The 23,200-nt window shown below is 74.3% G+C and carries 19 protein-coding genes; 7 read left to right on the forward strand and 12 right to left on the reverse strand.

Features of this window, described 5'->3' with window-relative positions:
- Positions 1–35: 35 nt before the first annotated feature.
- Positions 36–671 (reverse strand): TetR/AcrR family transcriptional regulator, encoded by a 636-nt coding sequence (locus IEZ06_RS21995; protein WP_189238589.1) that lies wholly within the window; start codon positions 669–671, stop codon positions 36–38.
- A 74-nt stretch (positions 672–745) separates the two neighbouring features.
- On the opposite strand from IEZ06_RS21995, the gene IEZ06_RS22000 reads away from it, so the two are divergent.
- Positions 746–1,651 (forward strand): SDR family NAD(P)-dependent oxidoreductase, encoded by a 906-nt coding sequence (locus tag IEZ06_RS22000; RefSeq protein WP_189238590.1) that lies wholly within the window; start codon positions 746–748, stop codon positions 1,649–1,651.
- A 57-nt stretch (positions 1,652–1,708) separates the two neighbouring features.
- Here the strand turns inward: IEZ06_RS22000 and glyA are convergent, their stop codons facing one another.
- The 3 genes from glyA to IEZ06_RS22015 form a co-directional block, all read right to left on the reverse strand.
- Entirely contained in the window at positions 1,709–3,019 is a 1,311-nt protein-coding gene (gene glyA / locus IEZ06_RS22005) for a serine hydroxymethyltransferase (protein ID WP_229798530.1), read from the reverse strand.
- A gap of 151 nt (positions 3,020–3,170) precedes the next feature.
- Entirely contained in the window at positions 3,171–3,779 is a 609-nt protein-coding gene (locus tag IEZ06_RS22010; protein ID WP_189238592.1) for a dihydrofolate reductase family protein, read from the reverse strand.
- A gap of 122 nt (positions 3,780–3,901) precedes the next feature.
- Positions 3,902–5,359: an RNA polymerase subunit sigma-70 gene (locus IEZ06_RS22015; protein WP_189238593.1), complete on the reverse strand. Its 1,458-nt coding sequence runs from the start codon at positions 5,357–5,359 to the stop codon at positions 3,902–3,904.
- Between the two features lie 115 nt (positions 5,360–5,474).
- Here IEZ06_RS22015 and IEZ06_RS22020 point away from each other — a divergent pair, with 115 nt between their 5' ends.
- Both IEZ06_RS22020 and IEZ06_RS22025 read left to right on the forward strand, forming a co-directional pair.
- Entirely contained in the window at positions 5,475–5,666 is a 192-nt protein-coding gene (locus IEZ06_RS22020; protein WP_189238594.1) for a hypothetical protein, read from the forward strand.
- 3 nt (positions 5,667–5,669) lie between these two features.
- Positions 5,670–7,106, forward strand: coding sequence for a WS/DGAT/MGAT family O-acyltransferase (locus IEZ06_RS22025; protein WP_189238595.1), 1,437 nt, complete (start codon positions 5,670–5,672; stop codon positions 7,104–7,106).
- Here the strand turns inward: IEZ06_RS22025 and IEZ06_RS22030 are convergent.
- The 4 genes from IEZ06_RS22030 to IEZ06_RS37275 all read right to left on the reverse strand — a co-directional run bounded on the left by IEZ06_RS22030 (position 7,071) and on the right by IEZ06_RS37275 (position 8,897).
- Positions 7,071–7,523: an ATP-binding protein gene (locus IEZ06_RS22030; protein ID WP_189238596.1), complete on the reverse strand. Its 453-nt coding sequence runs from the start codon at positions 7,521–7,523 to the stop codon at positions 7,071–7,073. The genes IEZ06_RS22025 and IEZ06_RS22030 overlap by 36 nt on opposite strands.
- A 142-nt stretch (positions 7,524–7,665) precedes the next feature.
- Entirely contained in the window at positions 7,666–7,887 is a 222-nt protein-coding gene (locus tag IEZ06_RS22035) for a DJ-1/PfpI family protein (RefSeq protein WP_229798532.1), read from the reverse strand.
- Between the two features lie 67 nt (positions 7,888–7,954).
- Positions 7,955–8,239, reverse strand: a complete 285-nt coding sequence (locus IEZ06_RS22040; protein WP_189238597.1) for a DUF4031 domain-containing protein — start codon at positions 8,237–8,239, stop codon at positions 7,955–7,957.
- 106 nt (positions 8,240–8,345) lie between these two features.
- Positions 8,346–8,897 (reverse strand): TetR/AcrR family transcriptional regulator, encoded by a 552-nt coding sequence (locus IEZ06_RS37275; RefSeq protein ID WP_189238598.1) that lies wholly within the window; start codon positions 8,895–8,897, stop codon positions 8,346–8,348.
- A gap of 132 nt (positions 8,898–9,029) precedes the next feature.
- On the opposite strand from IEZ06_RS37275, the gene IEZ06_RS22050 reads away from it, so the two are divergent.
- Positions 9,030–10,622, forward strand: coding sequence for an MDR family MFS transporter (locus IEZ06_RS22050; RefSeq protein ID WP_203872071.1), 1,593 nt, complete (start codon positions 9,030–9,032; stop codon positions 10,620–10,622).
- Positions 10,623–10,731: 109 nt separating this feature from the next.
- On the opposite strand, the gene IEZ06_RS22055 is transcribed toward IEZ06_RS22050, so the two are convergent.
- The gene (locus IEZ06_RS22055; protein ID WP_189238599.1) at positions 10,732–16,107 is read right to left on the reverse strand and encodes a non-ribosomal peptide synthetase/MFS transporter; all 5,376 of its coding nucleotides are present in this window, start codon (positions 16,105–16,107) and stop codon (positions 10,732–10,734) included.
- A gap of 55 nt (positions 16,108–16,162) precedes the next feature.
- The gene (locus tag IEZ06_RS22060; RefSeq protein WP_189238600.1) at positions 16,163–21,082 is read right to left on the reverse strand and encodes a non-ribosomal peptide synthetase; all 4,920 of its coding nucleotides are present in this window, start codon (positions 21,080–21,082) and stop codon (positions 16,163–16,165) included.
- Positions 21,083–21,311: 229 nt separating this feature from the next.
- On the opposite strand from IEZ06_RS22060, the gene IEZ06_RS22065 reads away from it, so the two are divergent.
- Positions 21,312–21,455, forward strand: coding sequence for a GNAT family N-acetyltransferase (locus IEZ06_RS22065; RefSeq protein ID WP_229798534.1), 144 nt, complete (start codon positions 21,312–21,314; stop codon positions 21,453–21,455).
- A 94-nt stretch (positions 21,456–21,549) separates the two neighbouring features.
- On the opposite strand, the gene IEZ06_RS22070 is transcribed toward IEZ06_RS22065, so the two are convergent.
- A complete protein-coding gene (locus tag IEZ06_RS22070) occupies positions 21,550–21,813 on the reverse strand; it encodes a hypothetical protein (protein ID WP_189238601.1) in 264 nt (87 codons plus the stop codon).
- Between the two features lie 171 nt (positions 21,814–21,984).
- Between IEZ06_RS22070 and IEZ06_RS22075 the strand changes: the two genes are divergently transcribed.
- Complete coding sequence (locus tag IEZ06_RS22075) at positions 21,985–22,242, forward strand: hypothetical protein (protein ID WP_189238602.1); 258 nt, start codon at positions 21,985–21,987, stop codon at positions 22,240–22,242.
- Positions 22,243–22,448: 206 nt separating this feature from the next.
- On the opposite strand, the gene IEZ06_RS37900 is transcribed toward IEZ06_RS22075, so the two are convergent.
- Positions 22,449–22,550, reverse strand: a complete 102-nt coding sequence (locus IEZ06_RS37900; protein WP_189238603.1) for a YwqG family protein — start codon at positions 22,548–22,550, stop codon at positions 22,449–22,451.
- Positions 22,551–22,856: 306 nt separating this feature from the next.
- Here IEZ06_RS37900 and IEZ06_RS22085 point away from each other — a divergent pair, with 306 nt between their 5' ends.
- A complete protein-coding gene (locus IEZ06_RS22085) occupies positions 22,857–23,198 on the forward strand; it encodes an ArsR/SmtB family transcription factor (RefSeq protein ID WP_189238604.1) in 342 nt (113 codons plus the stop codon).
- Positions 23,199–23,200 lie beyond the last annotated feature (2 nt).

The following is a 23,200-nucleotide window of genomic DNA, read 5'->3' on the forward strand; positions in this document are numbered from 1 at the left end:
ACTGGTCGGGACCTACCCCTCCCGCCGCACCCCCGTCACGGGGCGCAGCCGGAGAAGAGTGCGGCCCGGACCTGCTCCGGGGTGAGCGGAGGCGCGGGGAGGGGGTGCGCGGCGGGGGCGCGGAAGGCGTCAAGGAGCAGCGCCAGGTGCCGCCGCCATAGCTCGGGGGCGATGCCGGCGGTGGCCTCGACGGTGCGGGCGTGCCCCCAGATCACGAAGACCATGTCCTCCAGGACCACGTCGGGGCGGAGGTCGCCGCTCTCCCGGGCCCGTTCGACGATCCGCCGCATGAGGGCGTAGCCGTCGGCCAGGGCCCGCTCGGTCGCGGGGGAGCGGGGCCCGCGGCCCGCGGCCAGGTCGTTGTAGCCGCGGTCGGCCGCCTGCAGCGCGCAGACGCCCTCCAGGAAGTGGACGAGCCCGTCCCAGGGGCGGGGGCGGGCCAGCGCCTCCTCGGCGAGCAGCCGGGTGGCCTCCACCCGGTCGGCGAACACGGCGCCGACCAGCTCGGCCCGGTCCGGGAAGCGGTTGTAGAGCGTGCCGATGCTCACCCCGGCGCTGCACGCGACCTCCTCCAGCGGGACGTCGAGGCCCTTCTCGGCGAAGAGCCGCCGGGCCGCGGCGACGAGCAGGTCGCGGTTGCGCTGGGCGTCCTTGCGGAGCGGTTTCGCCATGCCCCCATGCTAACTAACTTGAGGGCTTCCTCAACTTCAGTTAAGTTGAGGTCTGTCTCAACTCAAGGAGAGCGATGAGGACGATCGTCATCACCGGCGGCACCGGCGGCACCGGCGGCACCGACGGCATCGGCCGGGCGCTGGCGCTGCGCCGTCTGCGCGGCGGGGACCGCGTCGTCGCGCTGGGCAGCGGCCAGGCCAAGGGGGAGCGGTTCCTGGAAGAGGCCCGGCGGCTCGGGGCCGGGGACCGCGCGGTCTTCCACCGGGCGGACCTCGGCTCGGTGGCGGTCTCGCGCGCCGTCGCGGCCGAGCTCGCGCAGGCGTACCCGGTCGTCGACGCCCTCGTGCTGGGGGCCTACCGCCACCACCCCGACCGGGTCGAGACCGCCGAGGGGTTCGAGCGGGCCTTCGCTCTCTACGTGCTCAGCCGGCACCTGCTCGCCGAAGGCCTGCGCGGCTCGCTGGAGCGCGCGGACTCCCCGGTGATCCTCAGCCTGTGCGGCGTCGGCGGGATCAGGGCCGGGAGGATCCACTGGGACGACCTGCAGCAGGCCCGGGGGAGCTACCGCCCCTTGCGGGCGACGATGCAGGGAGCGCGGGCCAACGACCTCCTGGGTGTCTCGTTCGCCGAGCGGCACGCCGGTAGGCGGACCCGCTACGTCCTGTACAACCCGGGTTTCGTGGCGACGGGGATGACGGAACCGCTCCGGCAGCCGATGCGCGGCCTGGTCCGGGTCATGGCCTGGCTGTTCGCCCGGTCGGCGGACGAGACCGCCGGGCAGGTCGCCGAGGTGCTGGACCACCCGCCCGCCGCACCGCTCAGCGGGTTCTTCCGGGGAGGGCCGGTGGACCTCGACCGCCCCGGGTTCGACCGGGAGACCGCGGCACGACTTCACGGGGTGCTCCGGGACATGCTCGGGGAGACCGTACGGAGCGACCGTCCGGGAGGCGGCGGAGCCGGTCGGGAACGTACGGACTGACCGTCCCGGGCCCCGGCCGCCGGGACGGGACGGGGGCGGCCGCCGGGGCCCGGGACGTCAGGGGCGGCGCAGGGCGACGGCGTCGGGCAGGACCCCCGCCGGGTCCTCGGCGTCGATCAGCAGCCGGCGCGCCAAGACCGCGATCTCGCGCATGGCGTCGGGACCGAGACCGCGGCGGGTCACCTCCTGGGTACCGATCCGCAGGCCGCGCATGGGCTCGCCGGGAGCCTGACCGGGCAGGCCGATGCCGCTGAGGAAGACGCCTCCGGCTGCCAGCCGCCGGGCCGCCTCGTCCCCGCCGCCGAACGCGGCGGCGTCCACCGCGACGTGGTGGGAGGCGGTCCAGCCCCGCTCGGCCGCCACGACGGCGAAGCCCTCGCCCGCCAGCGACGCGGCCAGGGCGGCGGCGTTGGCCAGGCACCGGTCGGCGTAGGCGGGGCCGTCCTCGGCGAGCTCGGCCGCGGTGACGGCCAGCGGGGCGAGCCGGGAGGCGTCGTAGTTGGCGGTCAGGCCCGGGTAGGCGGCCTCCGAGACCCGGCGGGCGATCTCCTCGTCCCGGGTGATCACGGCCGCGCCGGGCGGGCCGCCGAAGGACTTGTAGGTGGACATCGTCACGACGTGCGCACCCTCGTCCAGCGGCCGCTGGAACCGTTTCCCGGCGATCAGCCCGGCCACGTGCGAGGCGTCGTAGACCAGCAGCGCGCCCACCTCGTCGCAGGCCGCACGGACCCGGGCGACGTCGTGCGGGAACAGCATCAGGCTCGCCCCGACCACCACCAGCGCGGGCCGGTGCGCGCGCAGGAAGCCCGGCAGCGCCGCGTGGTCGACGTCGAATCCGCCGGCGTCGTAGGGCAGGTCCACCACCCGCAGTCCCCGGACCCCGGCCGCGCCCTGCGCGTGGTGACTGGCGTGGCCGCCCGCGGCCTCCGGCAGCACCGCGACCGTGCCGCCCGGCCGGGCCAGGGCGGTGTAGCAGGCGAGGTTGGCCAGGGTCGCGCTCTGCAACCGGACCTCGGCGAAACCGCCGCCCATCAGCGCCGCGACCTGGAGCGGAGCGAGCACCTCCAGCACGTCCAGCTCCTCCAGCCCGGTCTGGAACTTCTCGCCCGGCCAGCCCATCGACGGCCGGCTCGCCAGGGCGGGCTCGCAGGCCGCGCGGGCCCGCGCGCTCATCGTGTTCGTGCCCGCGTACAGGACGATCCCGTCCTCGCCGAGCCGGCGCAGGTGCCCGGCCAGCGCCTCGCCGACGGCCTTCACGACCCCGTCGGCGTCCAGCCCTGCCAGGGCGGCCTCCAGCCCGGCCAGCCGCCGCCGCGCACGGGGCGGGGCCCAGGGGGCGATCCGGCTGCGCTCGTCCGCGTCGTCCACTGGCGTCTCCTCTCGCGGGCGGCCGGCGGCGGAAGCCGTACCGGCGCCGCGACCGTGATCCCACCACCGATCCATGGCGGCATCATGCGCCCTCCACCGGTCCCGGCGGTAGGGGCGGTCGGTGAGGCGGGTTCGTCCACGGCGCGGAGGGTCAGGCGCGCGGGCCGCCCACCACGTCGTAGACCAGATGGGTGACGGCGGTGCCGGTGATGACGCGCGGGTCGCCGAGGTGGACGGGGGCGGTGCCGAGCCGGTCGAACATGCGGGTGCCGCCGCCGAGGAGCACCGGCACCAGGTCGATGCGCACCTGGTCGACCAGGCCCGCGTCGAGCGCCTGCCAGGCCACGCTGCCCGGGCCGACCCCGACCGCCTTGTCGCCCGCGGCCTGCCGGGCCAGTTCGACGGCGGCGGCGAGCCCGTCGGTGACGAACGTGAACGGTGTCCCTTCCGCCTTCCAGTCCTCGGGCGCGGCGTGGGTCACCACGAAGGTCGGCACGCCCATCGGGTGGGTGCCGTCCCAGCCGTTGGTCATGTCGAACAACCGCCGGCCGACGACCAGGGCCCCGGTGATGTCGTTCAGCTCCCGCACGTGGGCGGCGCTGGCCGCCGAGGTGCGGTAGGCGACCCGCGGGGAGTTCGCGGTCGACGTCGGCACGTCTCCGTTGCGGCACCAGGCGAACAGGTGCTCGAAACCGCTGTTGGAGGGGCCGGCGATGAAGCCGTCCAGAGACATCGACGCCTCGATGTACACGGTCGCCATGAGATCACTCCGTTCCCCGGGTCGTCCGGGTGCCTTGGTGTGCGCGTGGCCGCTGCCCGCGCCGGTCGGTCATTGAGACGCACCGGCCCGCGGAACTGATCGGTCCACCCGCACAGAACACCTCACAGGGTCAGCGGCAGGCCGAACGCGGGGAACAGGTGGGGCTCGAACGCGGTGATCTCGGCGATCATCCCGTTCTCGATCCGCAGCACGTCCAGGACCTGCGCGCGGTACACCGCGGTGCCCGGCCGCTGCACGTACCCGGCCGCGGCCGGCCGGCCGTTCGCCCTGGTGGGCAGGTGCTTCCAGCGCCCGAAGTAGGCCGGTGAGGCGGGGTCGTACGTCCGCGCCAGTGCGGCCTCGATCGCGTCCCGGCCCGCGACCCAGAGCGGGCCCGGCGGCATCGTCACCAGCGCGTCCCGGCGCAGCAGCTCCGCCACCGCCGCGGCGTCGGCCCGGTCGGCCGCGTCCATGTACCGCTGCAGGATCACCCGCTCGTCCCGGCTCGGCGCCGCCGGGGCCGTCCACTGCGTCCGGTGCCGGGGCAGGTGCTCGCGCAGTGTCGCCCGGGCCCGGGCGAGCGCGCTGTTGGCCGAGGCCGTGCTCATCTCCAGCAGCTCCGCCGTCTCACCGGCCGGCCAGCCGAGCACGTCCCGCACCACGAGCACCGCCCGCTGCCGGGGCGGCAGGTGCTGGATCGCGGCCAGGAAGACCAGCTCCACCGTCTCCCGCGACACGGCCGCGTCCTCCGGCGCGGCCGCGGCACTGTCCCCGGCGGCGTCCTCCAGCAGGTGGTCCGGGTAGGGCTGCAGCCAGGTGATCCGCGCCGGAGGTTCGGCTCCGCCCGCGGATCCCTCGTAGCGCTGCGGCCGGCGGGTGTTGCGCCGCAGGAAGTCCAGGCAGGCGTTGGTGGCGATCCGGTACAGCCAGGCGCGCAGCGAGGAACGCCCCTGGAAACCGCCCCGGTTGCGCCAGGCGCGCAGGAACGTCTCCTGCACCAGGTCCGCCGAGTCGTCGTACGAGCCGACCATCCGGTAGCAGTGCAGCTGCAGCTCCGCCCGGTACGGCTCCGCCAGGCCGGCGAACGCCCACTCGTCCCCGGAGTTCACGGCCGCCACCACCGCGGCGTCCTCTCCGGCACCGGCACCGGCACCGGCACCGGCGTCGGCTCCCGCTTCAGGTCCGGTCCCGGTCCCGGGTACGGCCTCCGGTCCGGGCCGTCCGGGCGGGTTTTCCGTCACCGGCGCCGGTGTGACGATTTCACCGGCCCGCCGTGACGTGGGCGAGTCCGCTCCGGCCCGTGCCGCGTCCCGTGCGACGCGGGCGATGCGCCGCAGCCTGCCGACGGAGGACGACAGCTCGGCCACGTCCGCGTAGAACGCCTCGGGCAGCCGCGGCGCCAGTTTTCGGGCCCGCCGCTCGATGTCGGCGATCAGCTCCTGCACCGCGTCACCCGCCGCCGGATCCCGCCGGGACCGGTACGCCCGCTGGCGGCACGCCGCCGAGCAGTACACCGAGGACCGGCCGCGCTGCCCCGTGCGCGGCGGCAGCGTCCCACCGCAGCTGCGGCATCGCGTCACAACGCCTCCATAACGTCACATCATTCGGCGTTACGCATTAACTCACGCTCCACCACCCGCCGCCAGGCCGTTGCGCGTACCGGTGAGAAGTCTGTCCCATCCGTAAAAAACCGGTATGACACTGGATGAATCAGGGCACAGCTCTGCGGTGTGGCAGATGATCAGCGAGATCATGACCATTGTGGTCGTGCTCGGCATCGCCGGGCTGGCGATGCCCGTCCTGTCCGTCGTCGTCCTGGTGGTGCTCGCGGTGCTGGCCTTGACCACCGGGAGGGAGCAGGATGGGAACGGAACCTTCCGGAGGTAGGCGATGCGGCAACTCAGCGCGGTCGACACGCAGTTCCTGAACTTCGAGACCGCGACGAACGTCGCGAACATCGCCGGGCTGGCGGTCCTGGACGGCGTGCTGACCCGGGGGGACCTGCTCTCCCTGCTGGCCGGCCGGCTCCACCTGGCGGCGCCGCTGCGCCGGAGGCTGGCCTTCGTCCCGTTCGGCCTGGACCATCCGTACTGGGTGGAGGAGCCCAGGATCGACCTGGACTACCACGTGCGCGAGCTCGGCCTGGCCCCGCCGGGCAGCGACGAGCAGCTGGGCGAGCAGGTGGCCCGGCTGCACGCCCGTCCCCTGGACCGGCGCCGCCCGCTCTGGGAGATGTACCTCATCCACGGCCTGGCCGGTGACCGGATGGCCCTCTACACCAAGGTCCACCACGCCGCGGTCGACGGCATCACCGGCGCCGACGTGCTCGCCGCGCTGCTGGACACCTCGCCCGAGCCCACCACGACGTCCTCGGTCCCCGTGCCCCGGGCCCAGGAGCGGATCAGCACGGGGGAGATGCTCGCCAAGGGCATGGCCAAGGCCGTCGCCAACCCGGCGAACACCGTCCGGTTCCTCGTCGACGCGGTCCCGCACCTGGACGAGATCCCCGTCGTCTCGCAGCTGCCCGGCGCGGGGCTGGTCTCGCGCGTCACGCGTGATCTGGCGGGCCGGCTGACCGGCCGGGACCCGGCGCCGGCGCTGCCCAGGATGACCCCGCCCCGCACCCCGTTCAGCGGGCGGATCAGCGGCCACCGCAGGTTCGCCTTCACCACCCTGTCGCTGGCGGACGTCAAACGGGTCAAGAACGCCTTCGGCGTCACGGTGAACGACGTGGTGATGACCATCTGCGCCGGGGCGCTGCGGCAGTGGCTGATCAAGCACGACGCGCTGCCCGACCGGCCGCTCGTCGCCGGTGTGCCGTTCTCCCTGCGCACGATGGGCAACCAGAGCGCGGGCAACCAGGTCACCCTCATGATCACACAGCTGGCCACGCAGGTCGCCGACCCGGTGGAGCGGCTGCTGGCCGTACGGGACGCCATGGCGGTGATCAAGAGCCGCTCGTCGCTGGCGCCCGCCCACTGGCTCCAGCAGGTCAGCGACATGATGCCCTCGGCCCTGACCGGGCTGGCCGCCCGGGCGGCCTTCGACCTGTTCGCCGGGACCGCGGGACCGATCAACGTGGTGATCTCCAACGTCCCGGGCCCGCAGCTCCCCCTGTACGTCAGCGGCGCCCGGCTGCTGGCCTACCACCCCGTGTCGGTGATCACCGATATGAGCGGCGGCCTCAACATCACCGTCTTCTCCTACGACGGCTCGCTCGACGTCGGCGTGGTCGCCTGCCGGGAGATGGTCCCCGACGTGTGGACGATCACCGACCACCTGCGGGCGGCCCTATCGGAGCTGGTGCTCATCGTCGAGCAGCAGTGACGCCCCGGGGGCGTCGTCGACGAAGTGCAGCACCTTCTCCAGGCAGACGATCGAGCCCTTCTCCTGCCGCTTGACGAAGTGGATGTCGTCGGCGAGGGCCCGCATGATCTGCAGCCCCCGCCCGGACTCCGAGGTCGGGGCGGCCTGCGGACGTGTCCCGGAGAACTCGAAGCCGCCCCCGGCGTCCACGACCTTGATCACGCACCGGTCCCTGGAGAGCTCGGTGCGCACCATGTAGTCGTCGCTCTCGGTGGCGTGCTTGATCACGTTGGAGCACGCCTCGGAGAGCATGAGCTGGATGTCGTCGCGGATGTGCCCCTGCACGCCCAGTGCGCCCAGCGACGAGTCCAGCATCTGCCTGATTACCGGAACGCTCGCGGCGTCGCGCGGCAGGCGCAACGCGATGGTGGCTTCCACGGTCTCCCCCTTCCCCGGTGGCCTTGCCGACCCCTGCCCCGCAAGGGCGGGCCTAACCGCCCGGAGGGGCGGAGCCGGTCGCGCCGCGAGCTCCCGTCCCGGTCCGGCGGAAGGCGAGAACCCGCGGCGCGGCCGGTGGCGCTCAGCCCGAGAAGGCGTCCGCCGAGACCTCGTCCACCACGGCGTCCACCGGGAAGCGGTCGGCCCGGTCCAGATGGTTGAAGGCCTGGACCTCCCCCGCCCGGGTGGAGACCAGTCTCGGGGTGCCGCCCGCCTGCCGTACGGCCTGCCACGGCTCGGTGAGCTCTGCCTGCTCGATGCCCTCGGGGGCCACCAGGAACGCGATCGTCTTGCCGTTGAGCATGATCTCCCCTTCTGTCCGACGTGCGGATGCGCTTTCCAGCGGCACGTCATGCCCGGTCGGAGGGGACCTATGCGGGCTCTGCGGCCGGGCGGCGGACCTTGCGCCTGCGCAGTCCCGCGGCGGTGAGCCGGGCGACCAGCTCGCGGGAGGAGACCGCCTCGGCGCCCAGTGCGAGGGCCCGCTCGTAGACGGTCTCCGGGACGTCGTAGTGGTCCCGGTCGAAGGCCCGGGGCGGCACGCCCAGCCGGGCGGCGAAGGCGTGCAGCTCCTCGGTCGAGGAGTCGCTGACCAGATGCGACCAGAGCAGGCCGCGGGGGCCCGGCCAGGCCGGCGGGTCGATCAGCACGCTCACCGGCGCACCACCCCGCGTCCGGCGGGCCGGGGACGCCCCCGGAGCACCGCCCCGGCCGTCACCGTCACCGGCCTCACCGGTGCCGTCGCCACCGCCGTCACCGCCGTCACCGCCGGACGAGGTCGAGCGCGACCTCCAGGGCGGCGGCCCTGCGCTCGTCGTCGGACAGGTCGTCGCCGGAGAGCAGGAACCCGGAGGCGTGCAGGGCGAACAGCGCCATGGAGCTCCGCAGCCGGACGACCGCCGAATCGCCGGGCTCGACCAGGAAACCGATCAGGTGGAGCATGCGCTCGCGGGTCTTCTCCATCACCGGGTGGTTCTTCATCGCGGTCTGGTTGCGCTCGAAGAACCGCATGATCTGGTGGTGGCGCTCGTGGTAGAGGCCGTCGGCGTAGCGGTGGAGCAGCTCGCGCCGGGTCTCGTCGGTGCGCGGCCGGGCCTCGGCCCAGGCGATCAGCTCCTCGACGATGCGCAACCGCTCCCCGGCCAGGCTGGCGACGATGTCGTCCTTGGTCTTGAAGTGGTAGTAGAGGGCGGCCTTGGTCACGCCGAGGATCTCGGCGATCTCCCGGAGCGAGGTCGCCTCGTAGCCCTGCTCGACGAAGAGCCGCAGCGCGATCTCCTGGATGCGCGTGCGCGTGTCGGCCTGTTCCCGCATGGTGTCCTTCGTCGCTGTGTCGACTGCTGAGAAATCAACTTGACGGCCGGCAAGTAAGCCGCCTACATTCCTAGCATATCGGACACTTGCCGGTCGGCAGGTAAGACGGATTCTCTCCCTGGGGGCTCACGAGTGAAACAGACCGAAGCAGCACCCGCGCGGCGGCGCGAGGTCATGGTGGTGCTGCCGGGCCTGATGCTGGCGATGGTCCTGGCGATGCTGGACAACATGATCGTCGGCACCGCGCTGCCCCGCATCGTCGGCGAGTTCAACGACCTGGCCCACTTCTCCTGGGTGGTGACGGCCTACGTGCTCGGCACCACCGTCTCGACGCCCATCTGGGGCAAGATCGGCGACCTGTACGGCCGGAAGAACATCTTCCTCGGCTCCATCGTCATCTTCATGATCGGCTCGGCGCTCTGCGGCATGGCCGGCTCCGACCTCCTGGGCGGCCCCGACGGCGGTATGGCCCAGCTCATCGCCTTCCGTGCGCTCCAGGGCCTGGGCGCGGGCGGCCTGATGGTCAACGCCATGGCGATCATCGGCGACCTGGTACCGCCCCGCGAGCGCGGCCAGTACCAGGGCATGATGGCCGGCGTGATGTCCCTGGCGATGATCGCCGGACCGCTCGTCGGCGGGTTCATCACCGACCACCTCGACTGGCGCTGGGCCTTCTACGTGAACCTGCCCGTCGGGTTCGCCGCCCTGGCGCTGCTCGCCGTCAAGCTGAAGCTGCCCAGGCACCGCACCGAGCACCGCATCGACTGGCTCGGCGCGGCCCTGCTCTCGACCGGCATCACCGCCCTGGTCCTCATCACCACCTGGGGCGGGAACGACCACGCCTGGGGCTCACCGCAGATCCTCGGCCTGGCGGGGCTCGCCGCGGCGACCCTCGCGCTGTTCGTCGTCGTCGAGCGCCGCGCCGCCGAGCCCATCCTGCCGCTCGGCCTGTTCCGCAACCGCAACTTCACGCTGATCTCGCTGATCGGCTTCCTGCTCGGCTTCGCCATGTTCGGCGCGATCAACTTCCTGCCGCTGTTCCAGCAGACCGTCCAGGGCGCCTCGGCCACCAACTCCGGCCTGCTGCTGCTGCCCATGATGGGCGCGGCCATGGTCGTCTCCCTGTTCGTCGGCCGGGCCATCACGAAGACCGGGAAGTACAAGGCCTACCCGGTCGTCGGCGGCGTCGGCATGGCCCTCGGCATGTGGCTGCTGTCCCTGATGGGCGTGCAGACCCCCACCTGGCAGACCGGCGTGTTCATCGCCGTCCTCGGCCTCGGCATGGGCTTCCTGATGCAGACCACCATGCTGATCGCGCAGAACAGCGTGGAGGCGAAGGACCTGGGCGTCGCCAGCAGCACCGCCACCTTCTTCCGCTCCATCGGCGGCTCGTTCGGCGTCTCCCTGTTCGGTGCCGTCTTCAACGACCGGCTCGGCGACGAGCTGACGACCCGGTTCGGCCCGGAGGGGGAGAGGCTCGCCACCGCGGGCGGCCAGGTCACCCCGGAGGCGCTGGGACGGCTGCCTGAGGCCGTGCGCACCGGCTTCCTGGAGTCGCTGGCCGCCTCCATCTCCGGCGTGTTCTGGTGGGCGATCCTGTTCGCCGTCGTGGTCCCGCTGCTGGCCGCCTTCATCAAGGAGATCCCGCTGCGCGGCGGCCCCGAGGGGAGCGGGAGGACCGGCGAGGCCGCCGATCCGGCCGCCCCGGTCCCGGCGCTGGACTGACCGCCGCCGATCCGGCCGCCCCGGTCCCGGAGCCCTCCGCCGGGACCACGTGGGGACGCGATCCCCGGACCGTCGCGGCGCCCTCCACCGGGAGGGCGCCGGGACGGGGTCACCGGCTCAGGCCGGCGCCCTCCACCAGCACCGCGTCGGCCTCGGCCTGGACCGCGTCCAGGTCCTCGGCGATCTCGGCGCCCGCGACCGCGTCGGGCAGCGCGTCCTCCATGCGCCGCAGCGGCCGGTACCACAGCCCCAGCGCGCCCCAGAGCATCAGCAGCGCGCCGCAGACGGCCAGCAGCAGCCCGACCCCGCGCCCCGGCCCGACCCCGACGACGTCGCCGACGACCGTGTCCGCCAGCGCCCCGCCGGGGGCCAGCAGCGGACCGAAGACCTCGTCGGCCAGCACCGGTGAGGTGAGGAACGCCAGCGGCGTCATCGACACCGCCAGCATCTGGTTGGTGGCCAGCACCCGGCCCTGCAGCTCCAGGCCGACCTTGAGCTGGATGAGCGCGAGCCAGTGCGCGTTCAGCACGGTCAGGAACGCCCACGACACCAGCCCGCCGAAGGCCGCCAGCACCAGCGAGGGCCGCAGCCCGACCAGCAGCACCCCGGCCCCGAACCCGATCACGAAGCCGACCATGCCGACCGCGCGCCGCTCGGTGCCGCCCCAGAACACCATGACCAGGGAGCCCAGCACCGCTCCCAGGCCCTGCATCGCGGTCACCAGGCCCACGCCCGTGACGTCGCTGAATGACAGCACCGCCGGCACGGTCACGGACAGGGCGAGCATGCCCAGGTAGTTCTCCACGACGAAGAACCCGATCATGATCATCAGCGGGCGGCGCCGTACGAGGAAGCGCCAGCCGCCGGCGACGGCCTGGCCGAAGGACTCCTCCAGGCGGTGGAAGAGCCGGTCGGGGAAGCGGACCAGCAGCAGCGTGCCGAGCCCGGCGAGGAACGTGGCGATGTTCACCGCCACCACGCCGTGCAGCCCGACCACCGTGATGAGCGCGGCGCCGCCCAGCGGGCCGACGAGCATGCCCAGACCGGTGCCGAGGTTCGCCAGCGCGTTGGCCTGCATGAGGTACGGCTTGGGCACCAGCTGCGCCACCGCCGCCAGGTAGGCGGGCCGGTGGAAGGCCGACACCAGCGAGAGCAGCCCGGCGATGACGCCGACCTGCCAGACCTCCAGCCGCCCCAGCCACAGCAGGACCACCAGGGCCGCGGTGGCCGCGGCGGAGACGCCGTCGCAGACCAGCATGACCAGCCGCCGGTCCACCCGGTCGGCGACCGCGCCGCCCAGCGGCGCCGCCAGCAGCGACGGCAGCAGGGCGAGCATGGTGACCAGGGCGTAGTCCAGCACCCGGCCGCTCTCCTGGTAGGCCCACACGCCCAGCGCGAAGGAGGTCAGCGCCGCGCCGAGCAGCGACACGGTCTGCCCGGCCGCGACGGTGTAGAAGCGGCGCAGGTCCCGGCGGGCGCTGCGGCCCGCGACCTCGACCTCCCCGACCGGCTCGGGCAGGTCCCCGCCGGCCCAGCGGCCCAGGTGCCCGTCGACCAGCCGGGCCAGGGCCTCGGCCTGGTGCTTGAGGAAGTAGTGGCCGGCCCGGGGGATCACGGCCAGCTCCACCCGGTCGGCGAACGCCCCCCACTCGCGGTGGCGCTCCCGGTAGAGCTCGGTCGCGCGGTCCCGGTCGCCGATCACGCACAGCAGCGGCGCGGCGAGCCTGCGCTCCTCGCCGGACGCGGGGTCGAGATGGCGGCTGAACCACGCCTGCGCCTCCTGCACGTCGTGCCGCAGGCCGCGCAGCATGACCTCGGTGTCGCCGAAGTCCTCGTCCAGCGCGCCCAGCATGCGCAGGAAGTCGCGCTGGGTCCGGTCGGAGGCCCACCGGTGGGCGGGGAACCTCCGGTTCCACCAGGCCGACAGCCGTCCGGGCAGCCGCGCGTCGGGGAAGCTGCCGCCGACGAAGACGCCGGCGACGGTCCTGCCCGCCGCCTCCAGCCGGAGCGCCACCTCGGTCGCGGCGGCCGAGCCGACGCAGTGGCCGTACAGCGCGATCGGGCCGGAGACCCCGGCCAGCTCGGCCGCGATCCGCTCGGCCAGCTCCGGCAGCGACAGCATCGCCTCGCCGGGCCGGGCCGGGTCGTGCCCGGGCAGCTCCACGGCGAGCACCGCCGTGGCGGGGGAGGTGCGGGCCAGCTCGGCGGCGAGCGGCCGGTAGGCGGCGGCCGAGCCGCCGCCGTAGGGCAGGCAGACGAGCGTACGGCTCGCCGTCCGCGGACCGGCCAGGCGGTGCAGCAGCCCGGAGCCGGCGTCCTCGGAACCCTGTTCGAGGTGGGCGGCCAGCTCGCGGACCGTGGGCCGGGTGAACAGGTCGATCACCCGCAGCGCCGGGTCGATCTCCCGGACCGCCCGCACCGCGCGGAAGGAGTCGCCGCCGAGGGCGAAGAAGTCGTCGTCGACGCCGATCTCCGCCACGCCCAGCACGTCCGCCCACACGGCCGCGATCCGCAGCTCGGCCGGGGTGCCCGGGGCGACCCGCTCGGCGGCGGGCGCCGCCTCGGGGCGCGGCAGGCGGGCCCGGTCGACCTTGCCCAGCGGGGTGAGCGGCAGCTCGTCGAGGACGGTGATCGAGGGCGGGACCATGTAGTCGGGCAGCCGCTCGCGCAGCCCCGCCCGGACCGCGGCCGGGTCCACGCAGGCGGGCGCCACCCAGGCGGCCAGCCGCCGGGAGCGGCCCTCGCCGATCGGCAGCACCGCGGCCTCGCGGACCCCGGGCTGCTCCTGCAGGGCGGCCTTCACCTCGCCCAGCTCCACCCGGAAGCCCCTGATCTTGACCTGGTCGTCGACCCGGCCGAGGAACTCCACCAGCCCGGCGGAGTTCAGCCGGACCCGGTCGCCGGTGCGGTAGCAGCGGCCGGTCCCGGTCACCGGATCGGGCACGAACCGCTCGGCGGTCAGGTCGGGCCGGTTCAGATAGCCGCGAGCCAGGCCGGGGCCCGCCACCCACAGGTCGCCCGGGACCCCGGCGGGCAGCGGACGGCCCGCGGAGTCCACGACGTGGCACTCGACGCCGGGCAGCGGACGGCCCAGCGGGACCGAGCCCGGCCCCGGCGGCCCGTCCGGCACCCGGCCGCCGAGCACCGAGACCGTCGTCTCCGTCGGCCCGCAGTGGATCTGCACCTCCAGGTCGGGCCGGGCCGCGCGGACGCGCCCGGCCAGTTCCCACGACGTCGCCTCACCGGCGAGGATCAGCAGCCGCCGTGGGAGCACCCGGGCCAGGTCGCCGTGGGCGGCCAGCAGCTCCAGGTGGCTGGGCACCATCTTGACCACGTCGACGGGGTGTGCCTCGAGGCGGGCGGCGTACGCCTCCGGGTCGGTGGCGGTCTCCTGGTCGACGAAGTGCACCGCCGCGCCCCGGGTGAGCGCGCCGTACAGGCAGGTCATCACCAGGTCGGAGGCGATCGTGGAGACCACGCCGTAGGAGGCGTGGACGTCGGGCACCAGCTCGGCCACGCCGTGCAGGTAGTGCAGCGCCGAGCGGTGCTCGATCCCGACGCCCTTGGGCCGCCCGGTGGAACCCGACGTGAAGATCACGTGCACGAGGTGGCCGGGGGTGACGCCGGCGTCCACCGGCCCGGCGTCCACCGGCTCGTCCGGCCCGGCGTCCACCGGCTCGTCCGGCCCGGCGGCCAGCAGGTCGGTCAGGACCAGCGTGCCGGGGACCCGGCCGGCGTGCTCGCGGTCGGCCAGGACGACGCGCGCGCCGGCCGTCTCCACCATGTAGGCGAGGCGGTCGTCGGGATAGGCGGGCTCCATCGGCATGTACGCGCCGCCCGCCCGCAGCACGCCGAGCAGCGCGGGCACCAGCCCGGTGTGCCGGCCGGCCAGCACGCCGACCGGCTCGTCCGGCCGCACGCCCGCCGCGACCAGGCGGCGGGCCAGCCGGTCCGCCAGCAGGTCCGCTTCCCCGTAGGTGAGCGACCCGGCGGCGTCCACCGCGGCCACCGCCTCCGGCGCGCTCCGGATGCGGTCGCCGATCACCTCGTGCAGCGGCCGCGACAGGTCCATCCCGATCCGCGGGCCCGCGGCGACGGGCCCGGTCACCGGCTCCAGCGGTACGGCCGCCGCCGGCGCGTCCAGGTCGGCGAGCATGCCCTCCAGCAGGCTCAGGTACCAGCCGGTCAGGCGGCGCGCGGTCGCCTCGTCGAACAGGTCGGTGCGGTAGGTCAGCTCACCGTCGTAGGCCTCGCCCTCGTTGACGAAGGCGAGGTTGAGGTCGTACTTGGCGGTGCGCGGCGCGGCCTGCACGGGCTCGGCGGTCAGGCCGGGGAAGTCCGGCGCCGCGGGGCGGTCGTCCAGGACGTTGAGCAGCACCTGGAAGACCGGTGTGACGGCGGGGCTCCGCTCGGGGTGCAGGTGCTCCACGATCCGCTCGAAGGGCACGTCGCGGTGGGTGAGCGCGTCCAGCACGGCGTCCCTGGTCCGGGCCAGCAGCTCACGCCCGGTCGGCTCGCCGGACCGGTCGCCGCGCAGCACGAGCGTGTTGACGAAGCAGCCGAGCATGCGCGCGGTGTCCGGGTGGATCCGCCCCGCCTCGGGCACGCCGACCGGCACGTCGTCGGTGCCGGAGATCCGGCCCAGCAGCTCCTGCCAGGCGGCGAGCAGCACCATGAACGGCGTGCAGCCGGTCCCGGCGGCGGCCTCGCGGACCCGGGCGGTCAGCGCGGGCGCCAGCCGTACCGGGACGGCGGCGCCCGACCAGCCGGCGACCGACGGCCGGGGCCGGTCCACGGGCAGGTCCAGGACCGGCTCCAGCCCGGCCAGCCGCTCGGTCCACCAGGCGAGGTCGCCCTCCGGCCGCCCGGCCAGCCACGCCGCGTAGTCGGCGTACTGCAGCCGGGGCGGCTCGGGCGGCTCCGCCGACCCGAGCCGGGCCGCGTACAGGGCGGCCAGATCGGCCAGCGCCAGGTTCCGCGACCAGGCGTCGAAGGCGATGTGGTGCACGGTCAACGCCAGCACGTGCTCGTCGCCGCCGGGCAGGCGCAGCAGCAGGACACGGGCGGGCGGCTCGGCGTCCAGCGCGAACGGGCGGGCGAGCTCCTCCTGCAGCCGCGCCTCCAGCAGCTCGGGGCCGTCGAGGTCCTCGACCGCGACCGGCACCCGGTCGGGGCCGACCGGGGTCGCGCCCTCGCCGGTGACCAGGCTGCGCAGCACCTCGTGCCGGTCGGCGAGGTCGTGCACGGCGCCCAGCAGCGCGGCGGTGTCCAGCGGGCCGCGCAGCCGCAGCGCGGCGGGCACGTTGTAGGCGGCCAGGTCGTCGAGCTGGGACAGGAACCACAGCCGCGCCTGGGCGGGGGACAGGGGGGCCGGGCCGTCCGCCGCCTCCCTGGCGGGGATCGCCGGGACGGTCCGGGCGGCGGCCCGGCGCGCGGCCGACAGCCGGGCCGCCAGAGCGCTCCGGCGCTCGTCGCTGACGGTCATGGGGCCTCCTTCACCCGCTCGGTGACCGGATCGGTGGTCTCGGCGGGCGGCTCGGTCACGGGGTCTCCTCCAGATCGGCCAGGAGCAGGGCCTCCAGGCGGGCGGCGTAGTCGGACAGCGTGCGGTGCTCGAACAGCAGGCGCACCGGCACCCGCAGGTCCAGCGCGTCGCCCAGCCGGGCCGCCACCAGGGCGGCGGTCGCGGAGTGACCGCCGAGGGCGAAGAAGTCGTCGTGCGCCCCGATGCCGGAGAGGTCCAGCACGGCGGCCCACACCTCGGCCACCAGCAGCTCGGCCTCGGTGCCCGGCGGCGCCTTGGGGGCCGCGCCGCCGGGTTCGGGCAGCGCGGCGCGGTCCACCTTGCCGGAGGCCGTGACGGGCAGGGCGTCCAGGACCACCCAGCGGCGGGGGACCAGGTAGTCGGGGAGCCGGGCGCTCAGGGAACGCTCCAGTTCGCCGGTGTCGGTCCCGGGCGGTGCGGCGAGGTACCCGACCAGGTGGTCGCCGCCGTGCACGGTCACGACCGCGTCGGCCACGTGCTCCCGGAGCGCCGCCTCGATCTCGCCCGGCTCGATCCGGTGGCCGCGGACCTTCACCTGCCGGTCCCGGCGGCCCAGGAAGTCGAGCGTGCCGTCGGGCCGCCAGCGGGCCAGGTCGCCGGTGCGGTAGCGGCGCCCGCCCGGCGGGTCCAGCGGGTCGTCGGTGAAGGCCGCGGCGGTCGTCTCCGGCCGCCCCCGGTAGCCGCGGGCCACGCCGGCGCCGCCGATCCACAGCTCGCCGGGCGTCCCGGCGGGCAGCACGCGGCCCGCCCGGTCCAGCACGTAGGCCCGTTCCCCGGCCAGCGGCGTGCCGATCGGCACCTGGTCGCCGACCGGGGCCGTGACCCGGGCCATGGTGGAGTAGATCGTGGTCTCGGTGGGGCCGTAGGCGTTCCACAGCTCGGAGACCCGCTCCAGCAGGTCGCCCGCGAGGGAGGGGTCGAGCACCTCGCCGATGCTGACCACCCGCACCCTCCCGCCGCGCCAGCCGGAGGCGACCAGCATGCGCAGCGTCGTCGGGGTCGCGGTCATCAGCGTGACCCCGCTCTCCTCGATCCGCCGCGCCACGGCCCGCGCGTCGAGCGCGTCGTCGCGGCCCAGCAGCTCCAGCCGCAGGCCGTGGCAGAGGCTCACCCACAGGTCGAAGCCGAACACGTCGAACGAGAACGGCGTCAGGCCGAGCATCACGTCGCCGGGCCCGATCCCCGGGGCGACCGTCATCGAGGCGGCGAACGCGGCGAGGTTGGCGTGGGTGACCTCGACGCCCTTGGGACTGCCGGTGGAGCCGGAGGTGTACAGGACGTAGGCGAGGTCGCCGGGATCCACCCGCGGCAGATCACCGGAGCCGGTCTGCTCCGGTACGGCCTGCGCCGACGGGAGCCAGGACAGGTCGGCGACGGTGCCGCCCAGCTCCCGGGCTGCCGCCAGCGCCTCGCCCGCCGCCGCGATGATCTTGATGCCGGCGTCGTCGACCTGGTGGCGCAGGCGTAGGGGCGGGTGGCCGGGATCGAGCGGGACATAGGCGGCCCCGGCGAGCAGCACGCCCAGCAGTGCCGCGGGGAGGTACCGGTCGCGGGGCAGGCACACGCCCACGCAGGCGCCCGCGGCCACCGGGCCGAGCGACGCGGCCACCCGCCGTGCCAGACCTGCCAGCTCGCCGTAGCCGAGGATGCCGCCGGCGTCGGCGACCGCCGGCGCGTCCGGGCGCCGGGCGGCCTGCTCCAGCACCGCCTCCACCACGGTCCGCGGCGCCCCGGCGGGCAGCGGCACGCCGGTCCCCGCGGCCAGCAGCGCGGCCCGCTCCTCCGCGCCGACCACCTCGAACTCCGACAGCGGCCGGTCGGGACGGGCCAGCGCGTCCGCCAGCAGGCGGACGAGGCGGTCGGTGAGGACCTCGGCCCCGGCCCGGTCCAGGTGCTCCAGGTCGTACTCGACCTGGAGCTCGGGCCCGTCCGCGGTGGCGTTGACGTAGACGATCAGCGGCGCCTGCGCGCCGCCCGCGTCCAGCTCGCCGAGCAGGTCCACGCCGACGCCCCCGCGCTCCACGGAGACGGGCACCTCGGGCGGCTGGACGGAGAGCGTGACGGGCGTCAGGACCGCGCCGGGCGGGCGCTCGACGCCGCCGGCGTCGGCCCGCTCCCGCGCGGGCAGCGCCCGGTGGTCCATCGCGCGGGCGGTCGCGGCCCCCGCCCGCCGTACCGCCTCGCGCAGGGACAGTCCGTCCTCCAGGCGCAGCCGTACCGGCACCACGTCGACCAGCAGGCCGACCACGGACTCCAGGCCGGGGGCGGCGCGGTCGGCCACGGCGGCGCCGAGGAGGACGTCGCGCCGGTCGGTCAGCCCGGCGACCAGCATGCCGAGCACGGTCAGGTGGACGGCGAACGGGGTGGTGCCGCACTCGGCCGCGAGCTCGCCGGCCCGCGCGGCCGTCGCCGGATCGATCCGGCGCACCAGGCGCTCGCCGCGCAGCCGGCTGGGACGGTCGTCGGCGCGGGGCAGCAGCTCGTACGGCGGGACCGCCCCGGCGAGCTCCTCGGCCCAGAAGGCGCGCAGCTCCTCGGCGTCCGGGGCGCCCTCCTGCTCGCGCAGCGCGGCGTCACCGAGCTGGAGCGGCGGCCCCGGGAGGTCGCCGGGCAGGGTGAGCCCGTCGAGGAGCTCCCGCATGACCACCCCCAGCGACCAGCCGTCGAACGCGGTGTGGTCGGTCAGCAGCACCAGCTCCGCGCTGTCCGGCCCCCACCACAGCAGGGTGGCCCGCAGCAGCGGCGACTCCCGCGAGACGTCGAAGCCGCGGGCGACCGCGGCCCGCCGCAGCTCGCCGGCCTCCGCCTCCGAGGCCGGGCGGTGCTCGGCCAGCGGGACCGGCGACGCCGGCCGGACCTCGGCGGCCTCGCCGTCCACGATGACGGAGCGCAGCGCCTCGTGGCGGCGCACGATCCCGTCCAGCGCGGCCCGCAGCGGCTCCGCGGAGGTGAGGCCGCGCAGCCCGAGCCGGAAGGCGATGGCGGTGGCACCGGGGTTGTGGCTGACCTCGCGCAGCAGGGACATGCCGCGCTGGACGCCGGTCAGCGGATAGCGGGTCCGCCCGGCGTGGCGGACCAGCGGGGCCGTCCCGGCCGGGGCGGCCCCGGCGACGTACGGCGCCAGCTCGGCGACCGTGGGCCTGGCCAGGAACGCCGTCAGCGGGACCCGGACCCCGAACTCGTGCTCGATCCTGGCGCAGATCCTGGCGGCGGCCAGGGAGTGCCCGCCCAGGTCGAGGAAGTGGTCGTGGACGCCGACCCGCTCGACGCCGAGCACCTCGGCGGTGACGGCGGCCAGCCGCCGCTCGGTCTCGTCCCGGCCTCGTCCGGTCCCGCCGGAGGCCTGCCCGGTCCCGCCGGGGGCGGGGGAGCCGTGTGCGGAGGGATCCCGGACCGGAGCGCCGTCCTGGGCCGGGGGATCCTGGGGGGAGGAGTCCCGGGCGGGGGAGGGGAACGTCACCGCGGGCAGCCGGGAGCGGTCGGCCTTCCCCGTGGGGCCCACGGGGATGGCGTCGAGGAACACGATCCTGGCGGGGATCATGTAGTCGGGCAGCCAGCCGCGCAGCCAGGACCTCAGCTCCCCGCCGTCGAGACCGGGACCGGCCGGCTCGACGTAGGCGACCAGCCGCCGGGTGCCCTCCTCGTCGGTGGGGGCGAGCACGACGGCGTGGTTCACCAGCGGGTGGCGCACCAGTCTGCCCTGCACCTCGCCGAGCTCGACGCGGAAGCCCGCGACCTTCACCTGGTCGTCGATCCGCCCCTCGTAGAAGTGGACCCCGCCCTCCCTGCGGACCAGGTCGCCGGTGCGGTAGTGGCGCACGCCGGCGGCGTCGGTCACGAACCGCTCGGCGGTCAGCTCGGGCCGGTTCAGGTAGCCCCGGCCGACCAGCGGGCCGGCCACCCACAGCTCGCCGAGCTCGCCGTCGCCGAGCTTCCCTCCGTCGGCGTCGCGCACCGACAGCTCCGACCAGGCGTACGGCGTGCCTATCGGCGGCTCCCCCTCCTCGTCCCGGGAGATCTCGTGGGCGCAGCAGTGCACGGTGCACTCGGTCGGCCCGTACAGGTTCACCATGCGCCGCACGCCGGGGTTGGCGAAGACGCGGTCGGCCAGCGCCCGGCTCACCGGCTCGCCGCTGGACAGCACCGTGCGCACGTTCGGCGGCAGCGGCTCCCGCAGCAGCGAGGTCAGCGCCGAGGCCGCCGCGCTGATCATCGTGACCTCGTCCCTGGCGGGCAGGGTGTGCAGCGCCAGGGGGTTGTCGGCCATGATCACCGTGCCGCCCACCAGGAGGGGCAGGTAGAGCTGGGGGACCGACGGATCGAAGCAGACCGAGGTCGAGGCGAGGAAGCCGGCGAGCTCCTCGGCGCCGAAGTGCCCGGAGTCCCAGCGCAGCAGGGTCATCACACTGCGGTGCTCGATCACGACGCCCTTGGGGCGGCCGGTCGATCCGGAGGTGTACATGACGTAGGCCGGATCGCCCGGGTCGCTCGGCAGCCCCGGATCGTCGCACGGGCGGTGGCCGACCGTCTCCACCGGGACGAGGCCGCGCTCCGGCAGCCGCCCGGCCTGCTCAGCGGAGGCCACCGTGTGCGACACCCCGGCGTCCTCGATGACGAATCCCAGGCGGTCGGCCGGGAAGGCCGCGTCCAGCGGGACGTAGGCGGCGCCGGTCTTCCAGACCCCGAGGAGCGCCGCGATCAGCGTCTCGTCGCGGTCCAGGCACACGCCGACGGTCGAGCCCCGCCCCACTCCCCGGGAGGCGAGCTCGTGGGCGATCCGGTTGGCCAGGGCGTTCAGTTCGGCATAGGTCGTGCGGGTCGTCCCGGTGATGACCGCGGTGTGCTGCGGAGTGCGTCGTACCTGCTGCTCGAAGGCCTTGTGGACCGGTTCGAGCAGCGCGAGGCTGCCAGCCACCCTTTGCTCTCCTCTGGTATGCGGAAAAAGGGTGTACGGGGTCGTACGCGGGCAAGGGTGGCAAAAGGCGTCCGGCGGAGATAGGGCAAAGATCGCTCTGTTACCCTAAAGATATTTAGCAGAACTAATTATCTCGGGTGTCTCTCCGGGGGGTCCGCGACGTTCCGCCGGTGCCCGCGCTCCGTGTTGCGCACTCCGGTGAGCCTGCTCCGCTTCGGCGGACTTGTTCGTGAACGCGGAAGTCCGGCGGCGGGGTATCGCGACGGCGGTGATCGAGTGGGTGGCGCGGGACGCCAAGGAGCACGGCTCCCCAGGCCTCTACCTCCGCTACCGCGTCATCGAGAGCGGGCCGGAGCCCGGTTCCACGTCGTAGACGGCGACGATGTGTAGTGACATCCCGTGACGTCCGCCGGACGTCCCTGACGCGATCGACGCACTCTCGTGCCGACGTGCGGGTGCCGCCGGTGCTAGGCCTGGTCGAGGTACATCGGTGCCGGATCTCCGTAGTGCACCCGCCGAACGGCACCGGGCAGGGCCTTGGTCAGAGCCTGGGACGCCTCCACGGAACATCCGACGGTGAACTCGATCTCCTCGTCGACCTCACAGGCCAGGCACCAGGCTTGATCTTCGGGCCACACGAGGTGCGGGTCTGGACCGCCCAGCGCAGAGCCGTACCAGGCGAGGGCGGGCGCGTCGCTCAGTACTTCGACCGGGCCGGTGAAGAGCAGCATCTCTCGATTCGGAATGTCCACCCGTGGCGCTTCGGGAGCCGGCGGGTGTCCGCCCCACCCCTCCCAGATCGCCGCGTATCCGCTGGAAGGCGTGGTCGTGCATGTCGCGAGAGTCGCGAGTGCCACGTGAACGGCGCGATCTTCTCCCTGCGGGTAGACACCCTCCGCCCCATGGGCGAAGGCGATACGCACGTACACGTCGAAGCCCGGTGGGCCGTAGCGAACAAGATCCCACCACTCGACATCGGCCCGGAGCAGCCATCGAGCCGCGTCGGCATCCGGAGCGGGTCGCACCTCGTTCATGTCCTCAGTTTGCCGCAACCGCAGGCGGTAACCGAGACCGGATGGCCGCTGGGCGAAGTCGCCCGCCGCGTCGCCGCCCTGGCCCGCCGCCTGGACGCCGAACTCGCCGAGGTGGACCTTGGCTAGTCCACCCGGGCGGCCTGGGCCACCTCTGAAACGAGGCCACCCGGGGCAGGAGCTGAGCCGTCCGCGCGTCGCCGGCGAGGAGATCTCCCGCCCCGGTCGCGTCCCGGACGTACGCCGGAGGTGTCCGTGTTGCGCGCGGAGAAACTGGGTCCTGGCTCGCTTCCGATGATCGGCTACTCAGACTGACGTCGAGCCCGGGTGGGACGTCAGTGGCCCTGGAGGTCGAAGAGGGTCTTGGAGAAGTCGCGGGCAGCGAGATAGTCCCGGAGTATGCCCCAGATGATGTGCCCCCCGTCGCCCCAGCCCATCTGCTCTGTTCCTCAGGCGGGGGACAGCGGGGCTCCTGGCGTGCTTCGACGAATGCGACGACCGGCAGGCCGCCGTGGACCTGTTCGGCGTCTTCGGCTCCGAGGAGAAGACACCGCACGCCGATCTGGGCGGGCACGCCGGTGTCCCGTGGTTCGCGGGGCCGCGGCCCGGTTCTCCACCCGGTATGCAGGGCGGTCGCCGACCATCCCGCCGTCAGGCCGGCGAAGGGTCACGATCGTCACCTGGCAGGACTCGCCTGATTCCTCCGGCTTGACGCATTCCCATATAGGAATATGATGGCGGGCATGGCCCGAGCAGCGACGACGTCGGACGTCTTCAACGCGATCGCCGAGCCGCAGCGCCGGGAGATCCTGGTGCTGCTGCGGGCGGGTGAGCGGCCGGTGACCGAGTTGGCCGGGGAGCTGGGGATGACCCAGCCGGGGGTGTCCAAACACCTGCGGGTGCTCCGGGAGGTCGGGCTGGTACGGGACCGCAGGGCAGGCAAGCAGCGCCTGTACAGCCTTGACGCCCGCGGGCTGCGGCCGGTCCACGAGTGGACCGGTGGGTTCGAGCGGTTCTGGAACGAGAGCTTCGACCGGTTGGACGCATACGTGCAGGACCTGAAGCAGGCAAGGCAGGAGGAGTAGCC

It is taken from the genome of Planomonospora antibiotica, assembly GCF_014647955.1.
Lineage (GTDB): Bacteria > Actinomycetota > Actinomycetes > Streptosporangiales > Streptosporangiaceae > Planomonospora > Planomonospora parontospora.